20 protein-coding genes, 1 tRNA gene and 1 pseudogene are annotated in these 24,117 nt (G+C 47.2%); 6 read left to right on the forward strand and 16 right to left on the reverse strand.

What is annotated here, in order from left to right; translation table 11 throughout:
* Window positions 1–22 precede the first annotated feature (22 nt).
* Window positions 23–811 (reverse strand): annotated as a pseudogene (locus G6Q29_RS08655) (MFS transporter); the annotation flags it as partial.
* 251 nt (window positions 812–1,062) lie between these two features.
* On the reverse strand, window positions 1,063–2,151 hold the full coding sequence (locus G6Q29_RS08660) for a cellulase family glycosylhydrolase (RefSeq protein WP_165465278.1): 1,089 nt from the start codon (window positions 2,149–2,151) through the stop codon (window positions 1,063–1,065).
* A 185-nt stretch (window positions 2,152–2,336) separates the two neighbouring features.
* Here G6Q29_RS08660 and G6Q29_RS08665 point away from each other — a divergent pair, with 185 nt between their 5' ends.
* Complete coding sequence (locus tag G6Q29_RS08665) at window positions 2,337–3,344, forward strand: LacI family DNA-binding transcriptional regulator (RefSeq protein WP_165465279.1); 1,008 nt, start codon at window positions 2,337–2,339, stop codon at window positions 3,342–3,344.
* On the opposite strand, the gene fosA is transcribed toward G6Q29_RS08665, so the two are convergent.
* Window positions 3,330–3,755: a FosA/FosA2 family fosfomycin resistance glutathione transferase gene (fosA, locus tag G6Q29_RS08670; RefSeq protein ID WP_047173263.1), complete on the reverse strand. Its 426-nt coding sequence runs from the start codon at window positions 3,753–3,755 to the stop codon at window positions 3,330–3,332. The two genes, G6Q29_RS08665 and fosA, sit on opposite strands and share 15 nt — an antisense overlap.
* A gap of 199 nt (window positions 3,756–3,954) precedes the next feature.
* On the opposite strand from fosA, the gene trpS reads away from it, so the two are divergent.
* Complete coding sequence (trpS, locus tag G6Q29_RS08675; protein ID WP_165465280.1) at window positions 3,955–4,959, forward strand: tryptophan--tRNA ligase; 1,005 nt, start codon at window positions 3,955–3,957, stop codon at window positions 4,957–4,959.
* Between the two features lie 574 nt (window positions 4,960–5,533).
* Here trpS and G6Q29_RS08680 read toward each other — a convergent pair.
* The 4 genes from G6Q29_RS08680 to G6Q29_RS08695 form a co-directional block, all read right to left on the reverse strand.
* A complete protein-coding gene (locus tag G6Q29_RS08680) occupies window positions 5,534–6,031 on the reverse strand; it encodes an Hcp family type VI secretion system effector (protein ID WP_165465281.1) in 498 nt (165 codons plus the stop codon).
* Window positions 6,032–6,049: 18 nt separating this feature from the next.
* Window positions 6,050–6,376, reverse strand: coding sequence for a DUF1493 family protein (locus tag G6Q29_RS08685; protein ID WP_137849679.1), 327 nt, complete (start codon window positions 6,374–6,376; stop codon window positions 6,050–6,052).
* Window positions 6,370–6,834 (reverse strand): STM2901 family protein, encoded by a 465-nt coding sequence (locus tag G6Q29_RS08690; protein ID WP_165465282.1) that lies wholly within the window; start codon window positions 6,832–6,834, stop codon window positions 6,370–6,372. The genes G6Q29_RS08685 and G6Q29_RS08690 overlap by 7 nt, the downstream gene beginning before the upstream one ends.
* A 214-nt stretch (window positions 6,835–7,048) precedes the next feature.
* Window positions 7,049–7,516 (reverse strand): SymE family type I addiction module toxin, encoded by a 468-nt coding sequence (locus tag G6Q29_RS08695; protein WP_165465283.1) that lies wholly within the window; start codon window positions 7,514–7,516, stop codon window positions 7,049–7,051.
* A gap of 301 nt (window positions 7,517–7,817) precedes the next feature.
* On the opposite strand from G6Q29_RS08695, the gene G6Q29_RS08700 reads away from it, so the two are divergent.
* The gene (locus tag G6Q29_RS08700; protein WP_165465284.1) at window positions 7,818–8,693 is read left to right on the forward strand and encodes a phosphorothioated DNA-binding restriction endonuclease; all 876 of its coding nucleotides are present in this window, start codon (window positions 7,818–7,820) and stop codon (window positions 8,691–8,693) included.
* 85 nt (window positions 8,694–8,778) lie between these two features.
* Window positions 8,779–10,575: a GmrSD restriction endonuclease domain-containing protein gene (locus G6Q29_RS08705; RefSeq protein WP_165465285.1), complete on the forward strand. Its 1,797-nt coding sequence runs from the start codon at window positions 8,779–8,781 to the stop codon at window positions 10,573–10,575.
* Between the two features lie 163 nt (window positions 10,576–10,738).
* On the opposite strand, the gene G6Q29_RS08710 is transcribed toward G6Q29_RS08705, so the two are convergent.
* The 9 genes from G6Q29_RS08710 to rraB form a co-directional block, all read right to left on the reverse strand.
* Window positions 10,739–13,921 carry a type III restriction-modification system endonuclease gene (locus tag G6Q29_RS08710; protein WP_165465286.1) on the reverse strand — a complete coding sequence of 1,061 codons (3,183 nt, stop codon included), beginning with the start codon at window positions 13,919–13,921 and terminating at the stop codon, window positions 10,739–10,741.
* Window positions 13,922–13,930: 9 nt separating this feature from the next.
* Entirely contained in the window at window positions 13,931–15,925 is a 1,995-nt protein-coding gene (locus G6Q29_RS08715) for a site-specific DNA-methyltransferase (RefSeq protein WP_165465287.1), read from the reverse strand.
* 99 nt (window positions 15,926–16,024) lie between these two features.
* A complete protein-coding gene (locus G6Q29_RS08720) occupies window positions 16,025–16,894 on the reverse strand; it encodes a DUF4391 domain-containing protein (RefSeq protein ID WP_165465288.1) in 870 nt (289 codons plus the stop codon).
* 10 nt (window positions 16,895–16,904) lie between these two features.
* Window positions 16,905–20,219 (reverse strand): helicase-related protein, encoded by a 3,315-nt coding sequence (locus G6Q29_RS08725; RefSeq protein ID WP_165465289.1) that lies wholly within the window; start codon window positions 20,217–20,219, stop codon window positions 16,905–16,907.
* Between the two features lie 5 nt (window positions 20,220–20,224).
* Window positions 20,225–20,461 carry an HTH-like domain-containing protein gene (locus tag G6Q29_RS21700; protein ID WP_148386786.1) on the reverse strand — a complete coding sequence of 79 codons (237 nt, stop codon included), beginning with the start codon at window positions 20,459–20,461 and terminating at the stop codon, window positions 20,225–20,227.
* Window positions 20,462–20,746: 285 nt separating this feature from the next.
* Window positions 20,747–20,831, reverse strand: a tRNA-Leu gene (locus G6Q29_RS08735).
* 106 nt (window positions 20,832–20,937) lie between these two features.
* The gene (locus G6Q29_RS08740) at window positions 20,938–21,660 is read right to left on the reverse strand and encodes a topoisomerase II (RefSeq protein ID WP_165465290.1); all 723 of its coding nucleotides are present in this window, start codon (window positions 21,658–21,660) and stop codon (window positions 20,938–20,940) included.
* 30 nt (window positions 21,661–21,690) lie between these two features.
* Window positions 21,691–22,449: a tRNA isopentenyl-2-thiomethyl-A-37 hydroxylase MiaE gene (gene miaE / locus G6Q29_RS08745; RefSeq protein WP_165465291.1), complete on the reverse strand. Its 759-nt coding sequence runs from the start codon at window positions 22,447–22,449 to the stop codon at window positions 21,691–21,693.
* A gap of 46 nt (window positions 22,450–22,495) precedes the next feature.
* Window positions 22,496–22,921, reverse strand: coding sequence for a ribonuclease E inhibitor RraB (gene rraB / locus G6Q29_RS08750; RefSeq protein WP_014882320.1), 426 nt, complete (start codon window positions 22,919–22,921; stop codon window positions 22,496–22,498).
* Between the two features lie 99 nt (window positions 22,922–23,020).
* Here rraB and argL point away from each other — a divergent pair, with 99 nt between their 5' ends.
* Together argL and argF are read left to right on the forward strand one after the other, a co-directional pair.
* On the forward strand, window positions 23,021–23,116 hold the full coding sequence (gene argL / locus G6Q29_RS21705; RefSeq protein WP_242637208.1) for a putative translational regulatory protein ArgL: 96 nt from the start codon (window positions 23,021–23,023) through the stop codon (window positions 23,114–23,116).
* Window positions 23,086–24,090 (forward strand): ornithine carbamoyltransferase, encoded by a 1,005-nt coding sequence (argF, locus tag G6Q29_RS08755; RefSeq protein ID WP_165465292.1) that lies wholly within the window; start codon window positions 23,086–23,088, stop codon window positions 24,088–24,090. The genes argL and argF overlap by 31 nt, the downstream gene beginning before the upstream one ends.
* The last annotated feature ends 27 nt before the right edge of the window (window positions 24,091–24,117 follow it).

Here is a 24,117-nt window from a genome sequence, read left to right on the forward strand (position 1 = left end):
GCATGACAGGCGCCCATTTCTCTTAGTTCGCCGGAGCCGGACGCTCCAGCCGCTCATCCTCTGCGCGGCTATTTTCTACATGATGCCGACGCTCCGCCAGCAGCCGACAAATCTCTGCATGCTTCTCCTCGGTAAAGTTGAAGCGCGACATAAAGCCCATGCGGATCAGCGACCCAATCGCCGGCAGCAGGCAAATCCCAAAGAACAGCCCCGCCAGCACGCCTTCACTCTGGATCTGCGCCTGCGGCACGTAGCCAATCAACGTCAGAAACACGCCGATTAATCCGCCGCCCACCGCCACCGACATCTTGCCGGTAAAGGTCTGCCCGGAGAAGGTGATCGCCGCGCAGCGCTTGTGGGTGTGGTATTCCGCGTACTCGATGGTATCGGCAATCATCGACGAGGTGAGGATGTTGGTCATCATCACAAACAGCGTGCTCAGGCCGAGCAGGATAAACAGCAGCGCCGTGTGCTGATAACCCGTGAACCACATCACCACGCGCACCGCCACGTCCAGCCCGCAGAGGATCATAAACAGCTTCCGCTTCTGCATCCGCCGCGTCAGCATCGGGGCGACCAGGCACAGCACCGCCGCCACAATGCCCATCACGCCAATCGCCATTTGCAGGCTGCCGTCGCCCATATTGTTGATAAAGAAGTAGATATAAAGACCGCCCGCCACGTTATGGAACACGCAGAAAAAGAACGACAGCAGGACGATAAACAGCGGCTTGTTCTGGCGCAGGTTGTGGAAGGTGTCGCGGATGGTCACCTTTTCCGGGCTCGGCGGCACGCGCTCTTTGATCTGCATATACCCAAAATAATTCAAGTTGCATGAAGGCGGCGACGCAGCGAATCCCCGGGAGCGTACATAAGTACGTGACTGGGGTGAGCGAGGAAGCCAACGCACAGGCAACTTGAAGTATGACGGGTATAAAGCCGTTGAGCATCAGCGGCAGGTACACCAGCATCATCACCAGCGCCGCGATAAAGTAGCCTTTATCGTAGCCATTGTTATATGCCTGCCTGGTTGCCCGGCGGTGGGCCGCCGGGTCGATATTATTAGTCCTGCGCCTTCGGGGCGATCTTACGCAGCTGCTGCATCAGGGCGATTTCACGGCGCGAGAACGGAATGCCGTTCTCCTCGAACACGTCGTGGAACCAGAGGCGGCAGTAGTCCGTGGACTCCTTCATCACCACCGGCCACGGCAGCCACGTCTGGGTTTTACCGCGCACCAGCCCCCACTGGTACGGCGCGACCTTCGCCGCGTACATCAGCGGGAGCTGCTCTTCGATGGTGCTGCCCACGTGGCGCGCCAGCCATTCGGTGCAGAACAGTGGACGACCGAGCGTTTGCAGCTGCTGGATAATCGCCGTCATGCGCCCGGTGTGGGTGTAGGCGTGAAAGCTCACTACGTCCGAGAGCGCCAGCGCGGTCTGGTCCAGCGGATGCCGGAAGAACGTCTCGCCCTCCTCTTCCGGCGGCAGACGCCAGGCGCAGACGGTGAGCGGCTGGGTCGGGTCTTCTTCACGCACCCACCGGAACGCCAGCTTCATCAGTTCATGGGCGCAGGTCTCCAGCTTCGCGTCGTACTGCACCTCCTGAGTGCCCGTCGCGAAAATGCCGCGGTTACCCGGCTCGTTGTAGAGATCCCACAGCAGCACGCGCTTGTCCGCGCGGAACTGGCAGACAACGTCGCGAATATAGCGCTCAATCTGCGGCCAGCAGTCGGGATCGCACACCTTATCCCGCCCCGGACTCGCCGCCGCCTGGCTGTTGTGCTTGCCCGGTACGGGCGGCTTTTGCGGGCCGAGGTACGGCTCATCGCCGGAGAAGCCGCAGTCGTCCATCAGGGTCAGCATGGTGCTGAACCCGTGACCGTCGGCAATCGTCAAAAAACGGTCAATACGCGCCATCAGCCCGTCGCGGTCATGCTCCCAGACGATAAACGGCAGGTTGATGCGCAGGGTGTTGTAGCCCGCGTCCGCCGCCCAGCCCAGTTCGCGGTCGATGGTCTCGGCATCGAAGGTCTCTTCCTGCCAGATATCGGTCCAGTTCACCGCCGTCGACGGCAAATAGTTAAACCCGCACAGCCAGCCTTTTTGCTGATACCACGCCTGTGCCTGCTCCCTGCTCCACTGCTCTTTCATTATGCATCCTCTTACTGATAATATTTAGCTAATAAATATTAGTTGCAGGATAAATGCGCAAACCACGGCACGCCGAAAAGCGACGGCCTTCACAAAGTTCACGCCGGCGCGAATAAGAAACGTGATCGACGGCGCGTAAGCGTGCGGTTAGGGTATGATGCGAATTCGCGAAAGGGAGAGGACGGATGAAGCGAAAAACGAAAGTGACGATGAACGATATTGCGCGGGCGGCAGGGGTGTCGCAGGCGACGGTATCGCTGGTGCTTAACCAGTCCCGCAACATCAAGCTCAGCGACGACACCCGTCAGCGGGTGATTAACGTGGCTACCGAGCTCGGCTACGACCGCCTCCCCGCCGTTCACGCCCCGCGCAACCAGGAAGAGATCGCCCTGCTGGTCAGCTCCATGCAGAGCTTCGACCCGTTTATCGACGCCATCAGCCAGGCGCGGGAAGCGGCGTGGCGCAACGAGACCCTGCTCACCGTCTACGACTACGGCGACGACATCGAGCTGGCGCTGAACATCATCCGCCAGCTGGACAAGCGCAACTGTATCGGGATTATTCTTGCGTCTCCAGTCACGAACGTCGTCGATATGACGGCCTTCCAGGACTGCACCCGCATCCCGCTGGTGCTGCTCAACCAGCGCGACCCCGGCTCGCCGCTGCTGCCGTCGTTTATTCCGGACGACTACGCCAACGCTTTTCAGGTGACTAAACATCTGATTGCCTGCGGTGCGACGCGCATTGCCCACATCACCGGGGAGAGCTGGATGGAGGCCTCCCGCCAGCGTCTGGCGGGCTACCAGGCGGCGCTGGAACAGGCCGGACTCGCGTGTGACGACGGCCTGGTGCGTCAGACCAACTGGCAGTTCAGCGAGTCCTTTACCGCCACCACGTCCCTGCTGGAACTGGCCGAGCGCCCGGACGCTATCTTCTGCGCCAGCGACTGGCTGGCGATTGGCTGCTATCAGGCGCTGGCGGTGAACGGCGTGCGCATTCCGCAGGACATGCTGCTGGCGGGCTACGATGACCAGAAGATCTCCGAGCAGCTCACCCCGCCGCTGACCAGTATCCAGCTGCCCTACAGCGAGCTGGGACGGCTGGCGGTGGAGTACCTGTGCAATCAGGAAGATGCCGCCACGCACGTGACGCTGGCGGGCAGGCTGAAGGTGCGCGCCTCAAGCCTCGTCTGAGGTAAACACCATGCCCGCATAGGGCTTCTCGCGACACGCCGCCAGCCGCGCGGCGAGGCTGCCCACGTGCAGCTCCAGCTTGTGCCCGTCCGGGTCGAGAAAATAGAACGACGCCCCCTCGCTTTTGTTCTGCTTCCAGACGGTGACGCCCGCCTGCTCAAGCCTGTGCGAGAACGGTTCAAAATCCGCCTCCGCGACGGTAAACGCGTAGTGGGTGTAGTCGCTCTCCTGCGGCGGCACATACTGGCGCGCCTCGTCGTACGACAGGCAGACCCACAGATCGCCGCAGGTGAGATAGGCCCCGGTATTCCAGCGGGCGTGCAGGGTCAGCCCCAGCAGCTCGTGCCAGAAGGTGACGCTTTTTTGCAGGTCGCTGACCGCAAGGGTCAGGTGGTTGAGTGATTGCAGCATGACGTGCCCTTTTGTTTTTCGCGCCGGACGTGATACGGTAAAGAGATGAACATAAACCACGCCGTGCTCACCGTAAACCGCTGGTGGCTGCCTTCTTAAAGGCGGCTCGGAGTTGTTTTCCCCATTTTCAGATAGCCGCCGAAAGGCGGCTTTCTCACATCTAAGACCCCTTTCGGCAACTGCACATTAAGGAGTCTTTATGAACGCACCAACTATCCTCACCGGCGACCGCCCAACTGGCCCGTTGCACCTCGGCCACTTCGTCGGCTCGCTGCGCCAGCGCGTGGCGCTCCAGCAGACGCACAACCAGTTTGTGCTGATTGCCGACCTCCAGGGGCTGACCGACAACGGCAGCAACCCGCAAAAAATTCGCGACAACATTCCCGAAGTGCTGGCCGACTACCTCGCCGCCGGCATCGACCCGAACCTGACCACCATCTGCCTGCAATCCGCCCTGCCCGCCCTCGCCGAGCTGACGATGCTGTATATGAACATCGTCACCGTCGCCCGCGTGGAGCGTAACCCGACGGTGAAAAACGAGATTGCGCAGAAGGGCTTCGCCCGCTCGCTGCCGGTCGGGTTTATGGCCTACCCCATCAGCCAGGCGGCGGACATCACCGCGTTTAAGGCCGAGTGCGTGCCCGTCGGCGACGACCAGCTGCCTATGATTGAGCAGACCAACGAGATTGTGCACAAGATGAACAGCCTGCTGCCCGCTCCGGTGCTGCGCCACTGCAAGGCGATGCTGAGCGACACCAGCCGCCTGCCCGGCATCGACGGCAGCGCCAAGATGTCGAAATCGCTGGGCAACACGCTGCACCTTTCGGCCAGCGAAGAGACGATTCACCGCGCGGTCAGCGCCATGTACACCGACCCGAACCATCTGAAGGTGAGCGATCCGGGGCGGACTGAGGGGAACGTGGTGTTTACCTACCTCGACGCGTTTCATCCGGACAAGGAGAAAGTGGCGGCGATGAAGGCGCATTATCAGGCGGGCGGACTGGGTGACCGGGCGTGCAAGAACGAGCTGGAGGGGTGTTTGCAGGAGCTGATTGCGCCGATGCGGGAGCGCAGGGCGATGTATATGCGTGACAGGGGCGAGCTGATGGCGATGCTGAAGCGCGGGACGGAACGGGCGCAGGGGGTGACGCAAGAGACGTTGAGGGAGGTGAAGGTTGGGCTGGGGGTGCCGGTGTTTAGTTAAAGTCGATATAGCGGTGGAGTGCGGGAGATTAGCATGAAGCCGCTAACTTGATAATTACGGAACTCAGCGAGGCGCAATAAATTCTGAAATGCATTATTAGCCGATGTCGTTTGTGATTCTTTTGAGAGCGCTATATTCATAGACTCTTTATATTTTTCGAACGTCGTAGCAAATGTTATGAGCAAGTTTATTATTTACATGCTGAATATATTATTTTGTGGTTATGTACTGGCGACATGCCTCATTTCTTTGGTTAGTTTTGATAACTGGGAGGACCGTACAATCGCAATAACAATCATATTAGGAAGTGCACAGCTTATTGCGACATTACTTAATCGGGTACTGCCTCATAAGTTACATATTTTAGAGGGGATAGCTGAACTGGTAGAGGGTCCGCTATTAGTGATTGGAGCAATTGTGTGTCTGCATGTGTTAGAACCCTGGCCGATGAAGATTATTGGGATGTTTGCGTGGGTTGTTTTTATGATGTTTAGGCCATCATTGACGAAAAGAGATTAGTAATGATAATCCCTGCCCGCGCATACGAAACGCTGGCGGGCAAGTTTATATAACGTTATGCAGCAGTGCCAGAGGTTGGGCGTTCATTCCACGCATCGTGTGCTAACAAGTTACCGTCCTTGTACAAATGGGTAATCTTCTCATAATTAAACGCCACTTCCTCCATATGCCCCGTCCCCGGACAGCCTCGGGTGTCGTACATGACTGGACTCACAGAAATGACCTTAACGTTCTCGAGCGTGATTCGGTAATACTCCTCCTCCTGCCCGGAATAGTTAATATGGTAAAACCTGAATTCAGCCGTTTTAAGCGTCTGACCCGTCGCTGCCGCTTTGAACAGATAGGGCGAAGAGCTGTCCAGCTCCTTGGTAAACTGAAACGGCGAATGTTGGCGAGTGCCGGTGACCTTTCCCGTTGCCGAGTCGGTTGGCAGGCTGAGGTTATGTTGTAATCCTCTTAACTCAATACTGCCTTCCCTATGTGCAACGTCACAGGAACCGCAAATCATTGTGCCGCCGTCATTGGTTAAAAAAAGATGTACAGGTACGGCCATTCTATTGCTCCTTGCATTTTAGTCGTATAACCATTTGCCCGCTTTTGCGGATTCGATAAGCATTCCGATGGTGAAATCTGGAACAGGTATAGGCTCGGTTTTTTTGAAAATATTCCAAGTAAAAGGAATATTTGGAAAATAAGTTTCAATGTTAAAATTTCCTCTTTCGACATTGAAGATTTTAAAAAAATCATTCATGAGATCTTCTGCTTCTAGCTCATCTATATTGAGATCAGTGTCAAGATCTGTTTCTGGAGTCAACAATACTTTCTTATAATTAAACAGATACTTACCTGCATAAGGCCGCACATGCGCGTACACTCTCTGTTCAATATTGTCTACCATAATTTATCTTTTTCCTTCGCAATCGTATTGTAGTCACGAATGGTTCGATAAGTAATCGCTGAAAGATCAGCTCCGAGAATGACCACTCCAAGCAATGGAATTGAACGTCCAACAAACGGTGCAATGTTACGAACCATAACTTTGTTCGCTGTCCATGGAGTATATCCACCTACCCATGTTGGTAAAGATATACCAAAAGGAAACTTAGTTTTCCTGAAAATTGCACGAGCCCCCTTAGAGGCGTAGGATGTACCTTTAGTGGCATTCGCAAATTTCCCACGAGTACCAAGGTTATTTCTACCGGCAACTATTGCAACTATAGCACCAAAATCAGCGCCCCCAATACCAAATTGACTTGCAGTGTTTTCACAAAAAATCATAAAAATAAGTTCGGCCGCAGTTAAATTTGACTTGCCAGAATAGAAATATGTTCCATTTAACTCTTCTGTTGTATCCATAGTTCATTCCATTGAGTTTTTCCAGAAAGAATCATAAATGCTGGATAATAATAAATTTGAGATCTACAACATACTTCTGAAAAATGTTCTTATATAAACATGATGATAAAAATACAGATGTAACATTCAGTTCAACAATGTTTAAAAAAACATATTACTTCTTCAACTAATATAAAAGCCCCCGATTCATGATCGAGGGCATTCCAATGTGAAATTATTTTTCCTGCCCTATATTGCGCTTAACTACCGGGATATCTCCAGTATCATTCAGCGCTCCCGGAAACGTCTTCAGCCACTGCGCGACTTTCTGTTTATTGATATTCACCACACTCATACCTTCCAGACATCCCCATAATTCTCTTGTATGCTGTGGCGTAATCACGATGCAGTCTTTCATGGCGCGGATTTTCACCGGCATGCCGTTGATAAAGCCCGCGCGGGTTAACCAGTCACCGCCCAGGAGAAGATATTTCATGTCTATGCGCGCATAGAGTTCGCAGCAGGCGGCACTGTCCTGCGGCGTTTCCGCGCGCGGATGAATTGGTGCTGCGTTGGGCTGGTTGCCGTGCAGACGGCGGGCGCTGTTTTTGCGTACCAGCTCGCGGTTTTCAATCATGCCGGTGAAAGCGTCTGATTCTGTTTTGCAAACAGTAAACTCTGGCTTAAAATTCGTCGCAGCCATTTTCAACTCCCTTATAGTTGGTTGTGGTTAGCGGTATGGGGGTGTTGCAGCACCTTCATATCGCGAATTCTCTCTTTAAATATTCTTTGATACTTCCTTTGCCGTTCGGCGTAATTTCTGGTGCTCATTATACAGGGCTGAATATAAATACAGCGGTTTGGTGTGGGGTAAATTTAGAATTTGCGAGGGGGATTCAGGAAATAGTTGAGTGTGCAGTAATGTCATGTTTTTGTTGATTACGTGTTGATTGGTTTGGGTTTTGCGAGCATCATCGCAATTATTTACTTTCTTCCGTAACGCGATGGCTTCCAGCAAAACTCTCGAACAGGCAATTGCCGACATCACCATCTGGCGCAAAGGCGAACAGCGTGCGCCGCATAAGCCTTTATTGCTTTTGTACGTGCTGGCGAACTATCAGCATGGACATGCGCGACTGTTTGATTACGGAACTGAGGTTCACGAACAGTTGCTTAGCCTGCTAGAACGCTTTGGCCCGCAGAGGAAGGCGCATTACCCAAATATGCCCTTCTGGCGGCTCAAAGGGGACGGTTTTTGGGATCTGAAGAATACAGAGTTTTGTTCGACCACTGGCAGTAAGCAGCCGCCCGTTAAAGAACTTGTGGAACATAACGTCGCAGGCGGGTTTGATGAAGAACACTTTGCGCTGCTGAATAAGAACAAAAACCTGATCGGCTCGCTGGCGCAGCAGATCCTTGAAGCGCATTTTCCTGAAAGCATTCAGGAAGAGATCGCGGATGAGATGGATTTTGATATCCAGCAAATCCGTAAGGTTCGCGATCCGCTATTCCGCCAGCAGGTACTGCGTGCGTATAACTATGAGTGCGCAATCTGCGGGTTCAACATGCGGCACGATAACGCTTCCGTTGGACTTGAAGCCGCGCATATTAAGTGGAAGCAGTTTGGCGGGCCGTGTGAGATCCCGAACGGACTGGCGCTATGTGCGATTCATCATAAGGCGTTTGATAAGGGGTCAATTGGGCTGGATGAGAGTATGCGGGTGCTGGTGTCTGAGGCGGTGAATGGGGGCGGGATTGTTGGGCAACTGTTCTGGGATTTTGCCGGGAAGCAGATTGCGCTGCCGATGGTAAAAGGGAATTATCCAGGGGAAGGGTTTGTGGAATGGCACAGAAAAGAAGTTTTTCGTTCCTATATTTGATAAAGATAAATTATACAGAATGTAGAAATTCATAAACGCATTAATTTCGCAGAATTTATTATGCTCCGCACAGCAAGGATATAAAATGTCGACATTTGATAGTACGAAACTGCCGCTGAAGGATCTGTTAAAGGATATCGTTGAAGGTAAAATCCAGCTCCCTGACTTTCAGCGAGGATGGGTATGGGATGATGAACATGTTCGTAGTCTGTTGGTAAGCCTCGGTCGTTCATTTCCTGTCGGTGCCGTAATGCTTCTTGAAACGGGTGGCGAAGTACGTTTTCAGGTTCGCCCTGTTGAAAATGTCTCTCCCGTTGGTCTTCCTGCCCCGGAAAAATTAATACTGGACGGTCAGCAGCGTCTGACGACATTAACCCAGGTACTTAAGCTCTCGGGTCCGGTAAAAACGACGACCGACAAAGGTAAACCGATAGATCGTCATTACTATATCCATATCCCTACCGCGCTCGAAGGTGCAGACCGGCTGGACGATGCAATTATCGCAACGGATGGTAGCCGCCAGATCCGCAGCGATTTTGGCCGCAAGATTGAACTTGATCTCTCAGACAGAAAACGTGAGTGCCAGCAGCTCTATTTTCCTTGCTCCGAAATCCTCGAAGCGATGGCCTGGCTGCAAGATCTTTATACCCACAATTCCGAAGCAGTGCAGCTCTTCTTCGAATTCAAGACGAAGGTTCTGGATGCCTATAATGATTACCAAATCCCACTAATTGTCCTGAAAAAAGATACGTCAAAAGAAGCCGTTTGCCTTGTTTTTGAAAAAGTGAATACCGGCGGTGTACCGTTGTCGGTGTTTGAGCTGGTAACGGCCAGTTATGCTGCTGACGGATATAACCTTAGGGATGACTGGTACGGCAGTGATATCCGCAAAGTAGATTCTCGCAAGCAGCGTCTTTCAGTAGAGCCAATCCTTAAAGGGGTTGAAAATACGGACTTCCTTCAAGCTGTAACGATGCTCCATACGCTGGAAAAACGTAAAGCCGACCTTGCGGTGGGTAAGACTGGAAAGCAGGTATCTCCCGTTAGCGCCAAAAGGGCTTCAGTTCTTGAGCTGCCTTTAACTGCTTACCAAGACTGGGCCGAAGCAGTTGAGAAAGGGTTTAAATGTGCCGCAAAATTCTTGCGTCAGGAATGCTTCAGCTCTCAGCGTGATTTACCGTACCGCACACAAATTGCCCCCCTGGCTGCAGTAATGACCATTATTTGTAGCAAAGATGATGAACGCTGGAGAGAACCGCAGATCCATCAGAAACTTGCTCGCTGGTTCTGGTGTGGTGTGTTAGGTGAACTTTATGGTGGCGCCGTTGAAACCCGTATTGCTAACGACGTCGAGGAACTGCTTTCATGGATTGAAGCTGGTGGGGACCTGCCCAGAACAATCAATGATGCTAATTTCCAGATTGACCGTCTGGGATCCCTCACTTCCCGTTTGAGTGCGGCGTATAAGGGTATTAATGTGCTTGTTCTGCGAGATGGTGCTCATGATTTGTTCTGGAAGTCCCAGATTCGTAATCTTGAAGCGGATGAAGTCGCTCTGGACATCCACCATATATTCCCGAAAGACTGGTGCGAAAAACAAGGCATTCCTCGTCGTCAGTACGATTCTATCATCAATAAAACGCCAATTTCTTATAAGGCCAACAGAATGATTGGTGGTTCAGCGCCATCAATATATCTGGCAGCGCTCCAGTCACATTCACAGGTTCAGCTGGATGATGATGCAATGGATGCCCTGCTCCGTAGCCATCACATGCCAGTGAGTGCGCTACGTCAAGATAACTTTGAAGAATTCTACAAGCAGCGACAAAAGGAATTACTGAGTTTAATTGAAAGAGCGATGGGGAAATCGCTCACCTCTTGATTTAATGGGTTATCCAAGACAGCCCGTAAACAGCTACTTTTAAAACCGCACCAAAAAGATTAATCGATAAGGCTACCATTCATACGAACCAGATTAATGCCAAAAAAAGAAGCAAATAGCATCTAATATAAATGGGTAGTTACAATGTAACTACCCATTTATTTTACTTTTCTAAATGCGTTGCGAAAGTGTCATAAGAATCTGCTTTGATGAATTTAGCTGGATTCTCAAGGGCATTACCCTCATTATCTTTCGACAAGGCTGCAAAGTGAGCCATACCACAGTTAATTTTTGCTTGCTCAGATGCTCTCAGATCATCAGAGAAGATACTGGATTTCGTCTCTACTACAAAGTACAGCTGATCACCCATACCATCGTCTTTGTCGATTAAAACAGCCCAATCGGGGTTATAACTGCCTAGCGGGGTATCAATTTTAAACCAAGAGGGAAGCTTTGCATAAAGCTTAACATCGTTCGACTCTTCAAGTTTTGAAGAAAAGTCACTCTCTGTGTCTGAATCACAAATAATATAGTCGTAAACCGACTTTCTCGCCTCAACCATATTTTTGAGATAGCCCGTCAGCTCTTCTTCCTGGAACAACTCTTGGGCATAATAATCATCTTCACCGATACGGTGGTAAGTTATCCCATCGACAATTGCAAGTCGCATTTGTTTTCGAATCACTTCGCTGACCAGTTCGATGAATCGTTGAGGGTTGTTTTTGAATGCTTCAAGTTTATCGCCCAAACCGAGCAAGATTTCAACTACAGTTTTACGAGTTAGGTTTGTATTCGACTCCAGATAAGTCACAATATCAGGCAATTGGAAGTTTCTATTACGATAGTATTGAATCTTTGACTTTTCATCAAATGTTTCAAGTTCCGCTTGTGTTACTGCAACTTTGACTTTTTTGTATTCAAATTTCGTACTTGCAACGGCTACTGAGGCACGAATTTCGTTGATACATTTCTCAACCAATTCAGCAATGCTAAAATCTACTCTATAAGTCGTTTTATACTTGATACGATCCCAAAGAGCCTTGAAATCATCACCAAGGACGACCAGCTTACCATTATCTTCACGTAGAGTCGCAGTCTTTTTTTCTTCGTGTTTCTTAATACTCAAGCCTTTAGAAACTTTCGTTAAAACGGCTAAAATCGCATCTGAATATTTCTCTACGCTTTCAGGAAGACTTACAGTATTATTAGCAAGGTCAGCCTTAAGGGAATCCTGGATCTTACCGTTCTTATCGATGTAACCATAGCCGGTTAGATGCTGATAGATCTCTTCAGATTTTTTAGCTCCAAGGAACTCTTTCTTTTCAAATTCCTTAGAAATAAGGATATTTGCGAATTGATGCTTCTCAATGACCCCGAATTTAATACCTTCTTCTCTTTCAATTTCTTTTTGAAGTTCCGATACAAACTGCTCATAAGACTCGTTCGCCATTACTGTAAGAGTATTCACCTCAAAGCCATATGGAACACGTTCACCTGATTGATCCACTGCCAAACGCAAACCTCGACCGATTTCTTGCCGTTTCTTTATGACTGAGTTGGTTTCGTTTAGCGTACATATCTGGAATACATTAGGGTTATCCCAGCCTTCCTTTAATGCTGAGTGGCTAAAGATAAAGCGTAACTTCTCATCAATAGAAAGTAACCTTTCTTTATCTTTCATAATCAGGTTATATGCGGATTCATCAGCCGCAGTTTTACCACCTTCACCATTTGCCGTTAGCTTGGATTCAGCGAAAAGAGGGTTTCCTGAGGCATCATTCTTTTTATCTTGAGCAAAATAGCCGTTGTGAACTGAGCTTGCTAATTCCTTCAGAGCTTGCTCGTTCAATACAGGCCTACCAGAGCTATCTTTATCCCACACTGTTGGATATAAAACACCATACTTTGGTTTTCTTAATTGCTGAATGAATTCTTCTTCGAACCATTGCGCGAATTTACCTTGGATTGGTACACCATCTTTAGTATAGCCACGGTAGTTCGCTACTTTATCGATAAAAAACAAACTGAGAACTTTAATTCCCTTTTGACTCAACACCTTTGAATGATCCATAGGATCAACACCAGTCGTGATTTTCTTGAAAAATTTTAGCTCTTTCTCTAGATGTTCTTCGACGGTTTTAGAGAGTTGTAAACGCTTATAGGTGTCTTCATCTACTTCACCTATTGCCTCTCCTAACCCGATAATGTCGCTACGGCTTGTGAAGTCAATGTACTCGCTTCCTTCTTCACAGTAGATGTCATTAATCACATAACCTTCGTAAACAGCCCGACCACCAGACGCTTCAAACAAATCCGTTCCACTCCTAACCGTGATGGTTTTACGTGGCTGCAATTTTCCAGTTTTAGTTTGAGCGTCAATTTCAACTTTTGCAGTAATTGGTGTCTTCTTGTTATCGACACTAATCAATTTGATATATGCCTGGTTGTGATTGTCTTGAACTTCGAGTGAAGCAACTTCAATCTGTTTAACAAGCTGACGGGAATAAGCATCAATCGAGTCAAGTTTATAAAGTAAGTTAAATTTTTCTGTCAACGTTGCCGAATAACGAAATGTGCACAGTGGATTTAAACTGGCAATAGCATTTTTACGATTAGCTGTAGATGTTACAGATTGAGGTTCATCAATCAAAACAACAGGATTAGTCGCTTGAATGAACTCAATCGGCTTCATACCATTCAATCGATCATCGGTTCGGTGAATCAAGTTTGCAGTAGTCTCTTTCTCTGGATCAGTGAAAGACTTACTGAAAGCGTCAATGTTGATGACCATAATCTGAATATAATCATTCGTTGCGAAGTTTCTTACTTGCTCACGCTTTGAAGAGTCGTATACAAAGTAGTCATACTGAACGTTCTTAAATTCTTTTCTAAAATGCTCTTCTGTAATTTGCAGGGATTTATAGACCCCCTCTTTAATCGCAACTGACGGAACAACAATGATGAACTTGGTTAGCCCATATTTCTGATTCAGCTCGAATACACTACGAAGATAGACGTAGGTTTTACCTGTCCCCGTTTCCATTTCGATAGTAAAATCGAGGCTTGGAAGAGCTTGTTTTGACGTTTCAGTTTGAGGCAATCCATTAATAAGCTGAACGTTTCGTGTATTTTCATAAAGCTCTTCAGGTAGAAGGGTAAGAGCATTTGCTACACCAATATCATTATTTTTGGAAAATAATCCTAATTGTTCGCTCGCAAGTGCATTAGAGGAAACAGAAAAATTCGATTGGAATATTTCTTGTCCTTCAAAAACCCCAACTACAGAATTAATGGCATCTCTCTGATGAGCTAAATCAGGGTTAAATTTTATCTTCATCTCAGACATATCTCCCCCTTAAATACTTTTGACATCATTGATATTAGCTTGTTTCAAGATCTGAATTGCGTTTGTCTTAACTCGGTCATCAGCAAAACTTTCATCTTTAAAGACTACTTGTGTTGTTTCAGGATCTAATTCAGCTTTTAGCTTGACGATACCTTCAACTGTTTCAGTCGTAATTTCATCATCCAAGCAAACAATTAAAGCACCAGCACCAACTACAAAAACAGTTTTACTATTTACCGTTTGTGTTTCTACTGACGTAGTTAATTCATAGCCATATTTTAGGAGAATTTCGTATAAAATATCTTCACTAGAACGACCATGTTTAATTGACGTGGTAGATTGTTGAAGTACTTTTTCTAAGCTATCAAAGTCTGCTTCCCAAGGGCGAATATTAGTCTCATCAAGTTTAAACATTCTGCACCCAATTTCTTTATTAAAAGTTTTAATTCGTAACTTGGTAATTTCAGAAACAACAGGACGGAGCCCTAGTTTAATTAGATGGTCATATTCATATTTTTGAGAGGAAATATTTTGATTTAAAACCTCTGGAAGTTGCACCATTATATAGTTTATATTTTTATCATCCTCAATGTTAATCTCAGCGACGGCTTGACAGATCGTCCCTGAACCAGCGAAAAAGTCAAGCACAATGCCATTTTCTTCTATTCCAATTTTTATCAAATACTTGATTAAGTCAACAGGTTTCGGAAACTTAAATAGTACTCCCTGCCTTTCTAAATCAGCACGATTTTTTTCAGTAGTACTAAAACCCTGAAGTACGGATAATATATTCCGTGCTTTTGACCTTGTTCTCCGATAGTAAATAACACCATTTTCGGATAAATAAAATTCTAAAATTCCATTTTCTTCTTGAATCGGAATACATCCCCCCAAAATATATTCCCTAAGCTTATTTGCATTAGCCCAACCAGAAAAGACACGGCATTGACTACTAAGTACTCCATTGGATACATGTAAATCATCCAATAAAACAGGATAAGAAACACCATATTTCCGTGTTATATCTCTTGTAATAAAACCAATGCTTTCAATTTCATGAAAATAGTTTTCACTCACATCACTTTTAGGAATTTTTACTGCATCCGCTTTACAAGGAAACCCAACAGGTAAATTAATTACTGAAGGCGGGTTAGCATGACCATTTTTCGTAATAGAGTTTTCAGCAAATCCTTTCCATAAATTGCTATCTTCTCTCGTATTCGGATCAACGACATGACCGATTTGTACAAGATCAATATCTTTTGCGAAAACTAAAATATATTCATGATTTACTTTTACTTCAAACTGATTGTCGGTATGACCGTCACTTTGCAATACAAATTGTGCAACAAAATTATCTTCCCCAAAGATCTCAGTGCATATTTTCTTGAGATTATCAATCTCATTATCATCTATCGAGATAAAGATAAGGCCCTCACTACTCAGTAAGTTTCTTGCTAATTTCAATCTTGGATATATCATATTCAACCAAGCTGAATGGTAACGTCCCGACGTATCAGAATTTGTACTAAATTTATTACCATTACTATCTAACTGACCAGTTTGTTGAAGATAATTATTTATATTATCATGAAACTTGTCTTTATAAACAAAGTCTTTACCAGTATTATAAGGTGGATCAATGTATATCATTTTTATCTTTTTATGGTAAGACTTTTGAAGTAGTTTTAATACTTCAAGGTTATCACCCTCAATAAATATATTTTCAGTCGTATCCCAATTAATGCTCTCCTCTTTACAAGGGCGTAGTGTGCCTATTGATGGAGTTTGAGCTATTTGTCGAGCTTTTTTTTTGCCATTCCAAGTGAAATTGTAACGCTCTTCCGAATCGTCAATCTCTTCACCTAGCACTGCTTTGAGTGCATCGAAGTCAATCTTACCTTCTGAAAAAACATCAGGGAAAAGCTGCTTAAGTTGCTCAATGTTGTAAGAAGTTATGTCCAGGCTTTTTGCTTCTGGGCTGGTGCCCATAATTTTTTCCATTTGGCTCATTACGTTGATTACCTATTAACAATCAGTGTTGATGCAAATCTGCTCTATCGTCTTAAGCAAAATTTCTTAAAATCTACTTTTCAGCTCTTTTTATACGAACTGAGAAGTGATTGCTGAAATTGCTTGTTTTACTTTGCTTGCTTTTACATTGAGACGCATTTTCTCACTCATTTGCAGCTCTTTCTTTAACTTGTTTCTAATATTGCTCAATTCACCTTCAAGTGATGCTAACTCTTTAAGAAGTCTAGTCTTTTCTTCGTTATTCATCGTTGTGAATAAAGGTTCAACAAATGCATTGACTTTTTTTGCTTGTGATGAATAGCGTTCTCTTTCCGTATAGATATGTTTATAATAAGTACATGAAATATAACTCGTTTGAAGAGCAATGAGCTTAGCGATAAAGTCTTGATACAGTTCATAGTAGTTGATGCTTGATACATTCTTCAGCGAAAAATCATTCAAGAATTCTTTCTCATTGACCTTCAAGAATCCACTTTTGAACCACTGGGTGTTGTAATAAAACTCAATGACCAACTTTGAACAATCTGCCTGATTAATTCGCTTATCTGCCAGGCTGATCGCCAATTCTCCATTTAGCTCAAACAGCAAGATAACCGGGTAGGGGATCAGTGTATGGAAGAGCTTTGCTGTGCTCTTTAACTTTCCACGGTTTGTTGTGTCAGCTTTGAGAATGACTTTAAGAACAGCCACTTCGATATACTCTACCGTTTCGGAAACATAAGTCGGTATGTTCAATGTTTCAGGCTTAAGAGTATTCAGCCATTCAACGGAATGAATAACATCATTTACCAGCTTCTTCTCACTACTTGAGAGATCATTGTTATCTAAAATCATCTTCTTAGTGATTCTAGTGCCAAGCAATGTCGATTCAGGTAAAGCCAGATGCTCATATACCTTGTCGAACAAATTTCCGCTGTTAAAATCTATGATCTTGCTCATTGCATTGCTCCTACAGAATGACCATATAGCTCGCTACTTCAAAATCATTCACATCTTGAGAGCTTGACGCAGATAAAACAGTACCTCCTCGGCTAAATAAGCTTGCCGCACCGATTTCTTCACTTTTACCTGCAATATTTTCAACCGCTTTACTGAGTAGATTCTGGTAATGCTCCATTTTCCTTCCGTTGTGAGTTCTCTTCTCAAATTCTTGATAAGAGTATGCAGAATCTTCAATAGATTTGAACTCTGAACCTATTTTCTTGCAGAGATCCAGAATCTTTTTTGATTGAGTAAATGAAAGCAATATTTCTTCTTCATTCGAAACATAAACGAGATAGTAAGGGGCGAGTGAATAGCTTTCTTCCACCTGCACTTTTCCTTTAATGTCTTTGAGACAGAAGATGACTCCTGATTGAATTTCATCTTCTAGACCTGCAAATTGGCTAGACTCTGATTCAAACGATTCTTTGCTGATAATGACAGGTGCAAACAATCCTAATGAAGCTTGCTCTAGGGTATCTCTGTTTCCATTTGATTTATCACTGAGGAAACTTGAGAGATCCATTCTAAAATCGTTCAGCGTTAAGTCGGTTATGGACACACCACCTGAGATTTCTTCTAAATCAACTACAGCATTTTGGAGTTGTTCAAGTTGCTTTCTACGGTACTCTAAGTCATTCATTTCCGTGTTGAGCTTAGGATCTTGCTCGATAACATTTTCTTCTCCCGTTGCAGAAATATCGAGCAGTACCATACGCCCACTAACCCTAGCCTCCAGGTTGATATACTCGTCCAACTCCATATTTGGCCAGAAGTTCACAAGTTGAATTGTGTCGTTAATTGAGCCTAAACGATCTATACGTCCAAAACGTTGTATAATACGAACTGGGTTCCAGTGAATATCGTAATTAATGAGATAGTCACAGTCCTGTAAATTTTGACCTTCTGAAATACAGTCAGTAGCAATCAAAATGTCTATTTCTTCTTTAAACTCTGGATAAACCTTCTCACGTTCTTTCGATATAGGAGAGAAATGCGTCAGCAAACTATTCAGATCAGTTTTGAACTTCTTACCATCATTGCAACGTAAGGTTGTATCTGTGCGTTGTCCTGTGATTATCGCAGTATGAAGTCCCAGGTTTTGATAAGCCCAACTGGAAATATTTTCATAGAGATACTCTGCGGTATCAGCAAATGCGGTAAAGATAATGACTTTCTTGTTATTGCCATTGAACGGTTTCTGGCATTTTTCAAGATACGCCTGTTTTAGCATACCGAGTTTTGCATCACGTTTAGAGTCAATGTTCTTCGAGACACGAACAATCTCTTGCAAAAATACTCTATCTGCTTCTAAATCTTGTGCTAACCGCACCAAATCAAGATCTTGAATCCTTACCTTAGTTTTGTTGCCTATTATATAAGGCGCAAGTTCTGGTGAGTCAAACTCAAGGTCATCAATTTCTTCAATTGGCGGTGCAACAAAATCTTCTGTCAGTTCGTTAGTAAGTGTCGGCTGAATATTGACGTTAAAGTTATGGATTTTTGACAGTAAAGCTTCAACTTGATCTAATACTTTTTCTGCCGTGAGCGTGAACGAATGAATTGAACTTTCCATTCGTTTTAAGAGATTGATACGGATAAGGTGGATCAAACTTTCTTCACGGTCAACTTGTTTGAACACGCTTTTACCACCCTTTACCTCTTGGTCATAACGTCTTGCATATTCCGCTTTCTTATCCATTCGTACATATTTCATAGGCGAGTAAAACGCTAATGAAAGTCTACGGATTGTATTATTCATTTCTCCCAACGGTGGGAATTGGTCTTTAAGGTCTATAGAAGGCTTCAAGTTGATTGGTAAAAGCCTTGTAGGGAATTTACCAATATCCTCAGTTCCATAATATTTGTCTATATGTTTACGAGAACGAGCTATTGTATAAATATCCAGTAATTTGAAATAGTCGAAATTCATCGAGTCCAAAAGGTCTTTCGATGTTCGAACATCAGGTTCTTGTTCAGCCCAACTTGAAAAGCGTGATTGTGCTTGTCTTAACGTGCTCTCGATGCTGCTTATACCATGGTCGATTAATGCCTGGTCATTGGCTTCTGTGATGAAAGCCACTTGGTTCTTTATATCATTCAAGCGGTTATTCACAGGCGTAGCAGAAAGCATTAAAACCTTAGTTTTTACACCTGCTTGGATAATATCTTCAAGAAGTCGTTGATAACGATTTCGACCATCTTTTTTAGGATTGTTGTTTCGGAAGTTGTGAGATTCATCAATCACAACTAGATCATAATTTCCCCAATTGATAGTTTCTAAGTTTATCTCTCCTGAAAAGCCATTATTGCGGCTCATATCAGTATGATTTAACACATCGTAGTTGAAACGATCATTTGCTAACAAATTTCGCTTATCGTTCTGAGTGTAGATGAGCCAGTTATCACGCAGCTTCTTAGGACATAGCACCAAAACCTTATCATTGCGTAATTCGTAGTATTTGATGACGGCAAGTGCTTCAAACGTCTTACCCAGACCGACACTATCAGCGATGATGCATCCGTTAAAATGTTCAAGTTTATCTATTGCTCCCAACACACCATCTCTTTGAAACTTATAAAGCTTATTCCAGACCGTCGTATCTTTAAAACCAGTTTTGGTTTTTAAAATGCTATCTTTCTGGAGATCGCCAACAAAGTCTTTAAAAATGTTATATAGGGTAAGGAAGTAGATAAACTGCGGTGTGTTATCTGCTGTCAGTTTAGATAGTTCGGCCTTTAATTGTTCTTTAGCTTCATTAACTTGCCCTTTACTACTCCACACCCGATTGAAGAAACCAAGCAATTCTTGTGCTTGTTCGGAACTAGCAAGGCTGATTATATCGAAACTATTAGTTTCAGTGAGACCAATACCTTGTCCATTGAATTGAGCACCGCTAATCGCCAATGAGTTTGAAGTTGAGGAAACGTGCGTTATGTGTTGATGAACAACCCCGGCTTGTTTAACCAAACGTACAGAAGCTTTTTCCTCTAACCAACGCGAAAACTCTTTTGCTATTGCTTTTTGGTTTAGCTGATTACGAAACTTATTTTCTAGCTCAGATCCACTGAGTGAGCCAAAAGGTGAAGAGCTATCAAGAGCATCAAATCCTTTTGCTTGCGAGAATAGCAAGCGTGCCGAATCTAACTTGTTTAAAGAGTCTTTGAGATGATCAAAAGCAAAGATAGAAAAAAGCCCCGTCATTACGGAAAGCTTATCGTTCTGTTGAATCGCATCGGTAAGTGTATCTGAAACTTTGGTCGTTACGTTATCAATGAGCATGGTGATTAGATTTTCTCCGTAACTAGACCAGCAGCTTTGAGTCGAGTTGTAAGATTTCTCATCTTACTAAACTCAGTCCCATAGCTAGGTTTAAGACCTACTTCTTCACAGAATTCTCTTGCGGTTATGTTAGCTAACTCGTCAGCATACTTGATTGACTGTAGGTGAAGTTCAGCCATAAACCCGTTACGTGGAGCAGAGGCTAGAGCCTGCTTAATCTGTTCTACAATCACTTTGTTCATGAAACACTCGATACGATTTTTAGACGAGTTTTATATCCTAGCAAAATTAGCTAAAAATGCGACACATGATAAAAATTTTGACTGAATCCTCATTCCTTACTCGATTATTTTTTTAATTGAGATACATCTCAGCTTAAACCTCATGGATAACCACCAGAGATTTAATGATAAGTTAGTATTTTCGGAGATTTGTTAAGAAGAATACAGACGAAGTAAAACTCATACCTTGCATAACTATTTGATTTAGTTTGCAAATGCTGAGAAATTCATTCTGAAAAAATTTTTTGGTGCCGAAGGCCGGACTCGAACCGGCACGTATTTCTACGGTTGATTTTGAATCAACTGCGTCTACCGATTTCGCCACTTCGGCACTGAAGGGGATGCGGAAACGTTGTGGATTATACCTGTCGCGCGCCGCCATGCAAGCGGCGACGCGCTAAACCCGCGCTAAGTGCCCAAAAAACCAGCGCCCTTCGTCATTCCAGCTCAGACACCGCTAGCCGAATCACGCCTGCCGCCTTCTGCTCCGGCAGCGCCAGCACCTTCGCCCACATGTCCTGCACCATGTCGCAGGAGAGCTTCTCCTTGCCCGCCGCCTTCTCCGGCATTTGCAGCAGCTGGATGTCCTCGCCGTACTTATCGGCAAGCGCCTTCATAATCGGCCGCACATCTTCGACGGCCGCCTCGCGTTCGGCCGGTGTCACGGTGTGGCGGTTTTTGCCGTAGGCCGCGCGCATCATGTCAGCGTCGGCCTGCATGCGCCGCGCCATCAGGTCTTTATCCAGCATGCGCATCGGATTCACGCCGCCCTTCACCGCCGGATAGAGGAAGCGGAAGCATGCGTCGTCGCTCACCTTCTGGATGGCGGCGGTCTGTTCCATGTTGATGGTCATGTAGTTCACCACGTTGGCGTCAGGGGCGTTTTGCAGACGCGACATCTGCAAATGCAGGATCTGCGGCTGGATGGTGTCGATAATCTGCTGCTCCGGCTCGCCCGCTTTTTGCAGGGCGGCCATCTGGTCGAGGATGCGCTGATGCAGCGCAGGTTCCTGCTCCTTAATCACCTGCCAGGCGGGCATCGCGTTGAGGGCAGCATCCATCTGCTGTTCCGGCGCGCGCTGCCTGTCGAAAAACACCCAGAACGCCACGGCGGCGGCTACCACCACAACAATTACGCTACGGGTCCACGTTTTATTCATCTCGCATCCTTATCCTTGCGTTATGCCGGTTTACACCGGCACGCCGCTGTGGAAGCGAAACTCGTTGTCCGGTGTCGAGATAAGTGTGGCTTCAATTTCGCCAAAATGCTGTATGCGCGGTGAGATATCGTCGTCGCTCACCTGCTGGGCCAGCGTCAGATAGTCCTGATAGTGGCGCGCTTCCGAGCGCAGCAGCGAGAGATAAAACTTTTGCAGGTCGTCCTCGAGGAACGGGGCCAGCGCGGCGAAGCGTTCGCAGGAGCGGGCTTCGATGTAGGCGCCGCAGATGAGCTTGTCGATCAGCGTCAGCGGTTCGTGGGTGCGCACTTCCTTCAGCATCCCTTTGGCGTAGCGGCTGGCGGTGATTTTGACGTACGGAATGTCGCGGACCAGCATCGCCTCGCGTACCTGCCAGAAGTGGTGCAGCTCCTCTTTGATCAGCAGCACCATGCTGTCGATGAGCGCCTGGCCCCACGGGTCGTCGGTTTTGGGCATCACGCTTTTGCCAATCTGCCTGTGCAGGGCGATAAAGTCCGGCTCCGGGCCGTCGCGGAAGGTGAACTGTTCGTAGGGCTTGAGCCAGTCGAGCAGCGCGTCGGCACCGCTTTCGTCGGCGACGTATTTGCGCACCAGCAGCAGCGCGGTCTGGGCGGCCTTGAGCTCGCACACCATGTGGTCGGTGAGCAGCAGCGGCAGGTTTGCCGGGTCGCGGGCTTTATCAATCCATGCTTGCGGGGTCGGGCACGGGAGAAAGTTGAGTACGGGGGCGAGTATCTGCGGGTAATCCATGGTTCTGCCTTGAAAAAGCGGTGGCGCGGGCCACCGCCTGAAACGCTTAGTGACGCACGCCGTCGTCGTCTTCGTCGACGTAATCTTCGTCGTCGCCTTCTTCGCCGTCTTCACCGTTCGGATCTTCGAAGTAGGTTCCCCAGCCGTCGTACTCCACCTCAAACTTCTCGGCCAGGTTCATCAGCTGCTCTACCTGCGCGTCGATCAGCTCCGCCTTCAGCGCGCCTTCGCTCAGGATGTCGCAGCAGATGACGGTGTCGCCCTCTTCCACTTCCAGCTCTTCCGGCTCGGTCACTTCGTAACCCAGCTTGAAGGCTTCCACCGCCATTTTTTCCAGCGCGTCGAAATCATCCGCAGAGAAATGGTGCTCGATGGTGTACAGCGCGTCCGGATCGCTACCGTCTTCCAGCAGCTCTTCAATAATCAGACGCGTCTCTTCGCGTTGCTCTTCCAGGTGTTCCGGGTTTGCCATGGCTCAATCCTCTTTAAAGTGCGGCAGATACTTCTATTTTCACACACGGACGGGTTTGCCTCCACCTTTGTAAGAAAGAATTGTGAAACGGGGTTGCAAATGAATAATTACACATATAAAGTGAATTTTAATTCAATAAGTGGCGTTCGCCATGCGAGGATAAAATGTCCGATTTGTACAAGAAACACTTTCTGAAATTGCTCGACTTTACCCCTGCACAGTTCACTTCTCTGCTGACTCTTGCCGCACAGCTCAAAGCCGATAAAAAAAAGGGCAAGGAAGTACAAAAGCTTACTGGTAAAAACATCGCGCTCATCTTCGAAAAAGACTCGACCCGTACCCGTTGCTCTTTCGAAGTTGCCGCATTTGACCAGGGCGCGCGCGTGACCTATTTAGGGCCGAGCGGCAGCCAGATTGGGCATAAAGAGTCAATTAAGGACACCGCGCGCGTGCTCGGGCGGATGTACGACGGCATTCAGTATCGCGGTCACGGCCAGGACGTGGTCGAAACGCTGGCGCAGTATGCGGGCGTGCCGGTGTGGAACGGGCTGACCAACGAGTTCCACCCGACGCAGCTGCTGGCGGACCTGCTGACCATGCAGGAGCACCTGCCGGGCAAGGCGTTTAACGAGATGACGCTGGTTTATGCGGGCGACGCGCGCAACAACATGGGCAACTCGATGCTGGAAGCGGCGGCGCTGACGGGGCTGGATCTGCGACTAGTAGCTCCAAAAGCCTGCTGGCCGGAAGAGAGCCTGGTGGCGGAGTGCAGCGCGCTGGCGGAGAAGCACGGCGGCAAAATCACCCTGACGGAAGACGTGGCGGCGGGCGTGAAGGGCGCGGACTTTATCTATACCGACGTGTGGGTGTCGATGGGCGAAGCTAAAGAGAAGTGGGCGGAGCGGATTGCGCTGCTGCGCGGGTATCAGGTGAACGCGCAGATGATGGCGCTGACCGGCAACCCGGACGTGAAGTTCCTGCACTGTCTGCCCGCGTTCCATGACGACCAGACCACGCTCGGCAAGCAGATGGCGAAGGAGTTCGATCTGTACGGCGGGATGGAGGTGACGGACGAGGTGTTTGAGTCGGCGGCGAGCATCGTGTTCGACCAGGCGGAAAACCGGATGCATACGATTAAGGCGGTGATGGTGGCGACGCTTGGGGAGTGATTGAGTCCTCTGCGGTCTGGTGCCCTC

The organism is Enterobacter cloacae (assembly GCF_011078175.1).
GTDB classification, from domain to species: Bacteria; Pseudomonadota; Gammaproteobacteria; order Enterobacterales; family Enterobacteriaceae; genus Enterobacter; species Enterobacter cloacae_Q.

Excerpts from the sequence above, each read along its gene's own strand:
- G6Q29_RS08685 (WP_137849679.1), bottom strand. The coding sequence starts at position 6,376 with ATGGTAGACAATATTGAACAGAGAGTGTACGCGCATGTGCGGCCTTAT.
- G6Q29_RS21700 (WP_148386786.1), bottom strand. The coding sequence starts at position 20,461 with ATGAACAAAGTGATTGTAGAACAGATTAAGCAGGCTCTAGCCTCTGCT.
- G6Q29_RS08710 (WP_165465286.1), bottom strand. The coding sequence starts at position 13,921 with ATGTCTGAGATGAAGATAAAATTTAACCCTGATTTAGCTCATCAGAGA.
- G6Q29_RS08705 (WP_165465285.1), top strand. The coding sequence starts at position 8,779 with ATGTCGACATTTGATAGTACGAAACTGCCGCTGAAGGATCTGTTAAAG.
- G6Q29_RS08695 (WP_165465283.1), bottom strand. The coding sequence starts at position 7,516 with ATGGCTGCGACGAATTTTAAGCCAGAGTTTACTGTTTGCAAAACAGAA.
- G6Q29_RS08660 (WP_165465278.1), bottom strand. The coding sequence starts at position 2,151 with ATGAAAGAGCAGTGGAGCAGGGAGCAGGCACAGGCGTGGTATCAGCAA.
- G6Q29_RS08680 (WP_165465281.1), bottom strand. The coding sequence starts at position 6,031 with ATGGCCGTACCTGTACATCTTTTTTTAACCAATGACGGCGGCACAATG.
- rraB (WP_014882320.1), bottom strand. The coding sequence starts at position 22,921 with ATGGCAAACCCGGAACACCTGGAAGAGCAACGCGAAGAGACGCGTCTG.
- G6Q29_RS08740 (WP_165465290.1), bottom strand. The coding sequence starts at position 21,660 with ATGAATAAAACGTGGACCCGTAGCGTAATTGTTGTGGTGGTAGCCGCC.
- G6Q29_RS08665 (WP_165465279.1), top strand. The coding sequence starts at position 2,337 with ATGAAGCGAAAAACGAAAGTGACGATGAACGATATTGCGCGGGCGGCA.
- G6Q29_RS08720 (WP_165465288.1), bottom strand. The coding sequence starts at position 16,894 with ATGAGCAAGATCATAGATTTTAACAGCGGAAATTTGTTCGACAAGGTA.
- miaE (WP_165465291.1), bottom strand. The coding sequence starts at position 22,449 with ATGGATTACCCGCAGATACTCGCCCCCGTACTCAACTTTCTCCCGTGC.
- fosA (WP_047173263.1), bottom strand. The coding sequence starts at position 3,755 with ATGCTGCAATCACTCAACCACCTGACCCTTGCGGTCAGCGACCTGCAA.
- G6Q29_RS08725 (WP_165465289.1), bottom strand. The coding sequence starts at position 20,219 with ATGCTCATTGATAACGTAACGACCAAAGTTTCAGATACACTTACCGAT.
- G6Q29_RS08700 (WP_165465284.1), top strand. The coding sequence starts at position 7,818 with ATGGCTTCCAGCAAAACTCTCGAACAGGCAATTGCCGACATCACCATC.
- argL (WP_242637208.1), top strand. The coding sequence starts at position 23,021 with ATGAATAATTACACATATAAAGTGAATTTTAATTCAATAAGTGGCGTT.
- argF (WP_165465292.1), top strand. The coding sequence starts at position 23,086 with ATGTCCGATTTGTACAAGAAACACTTTCTGAAATTGCTCGACTTTACC.
- G6Q29_RS08715 (WP_165465287.1), bottom strand. The coding sequence starts at position 15,925 with ATGGAAAAAATTATGGGCACCAGCCCAGAAGCAAAAAGCCTGGACATA.
- trpS (WP_165465280.1), top strand. The coding sequence starts at position 3,955 with ATGAACGCACCAACTATCCTCACCGGCGACCGCCCAACTGGCCCGTTG.
- G6Q29_RS08690 (WP_165465282.1), bottom strand. The coding sequence starts at position 6,834 with ATGGATACAACAGAAGAGTTAAATGGAACATATTTCTATTCTGGCAAG.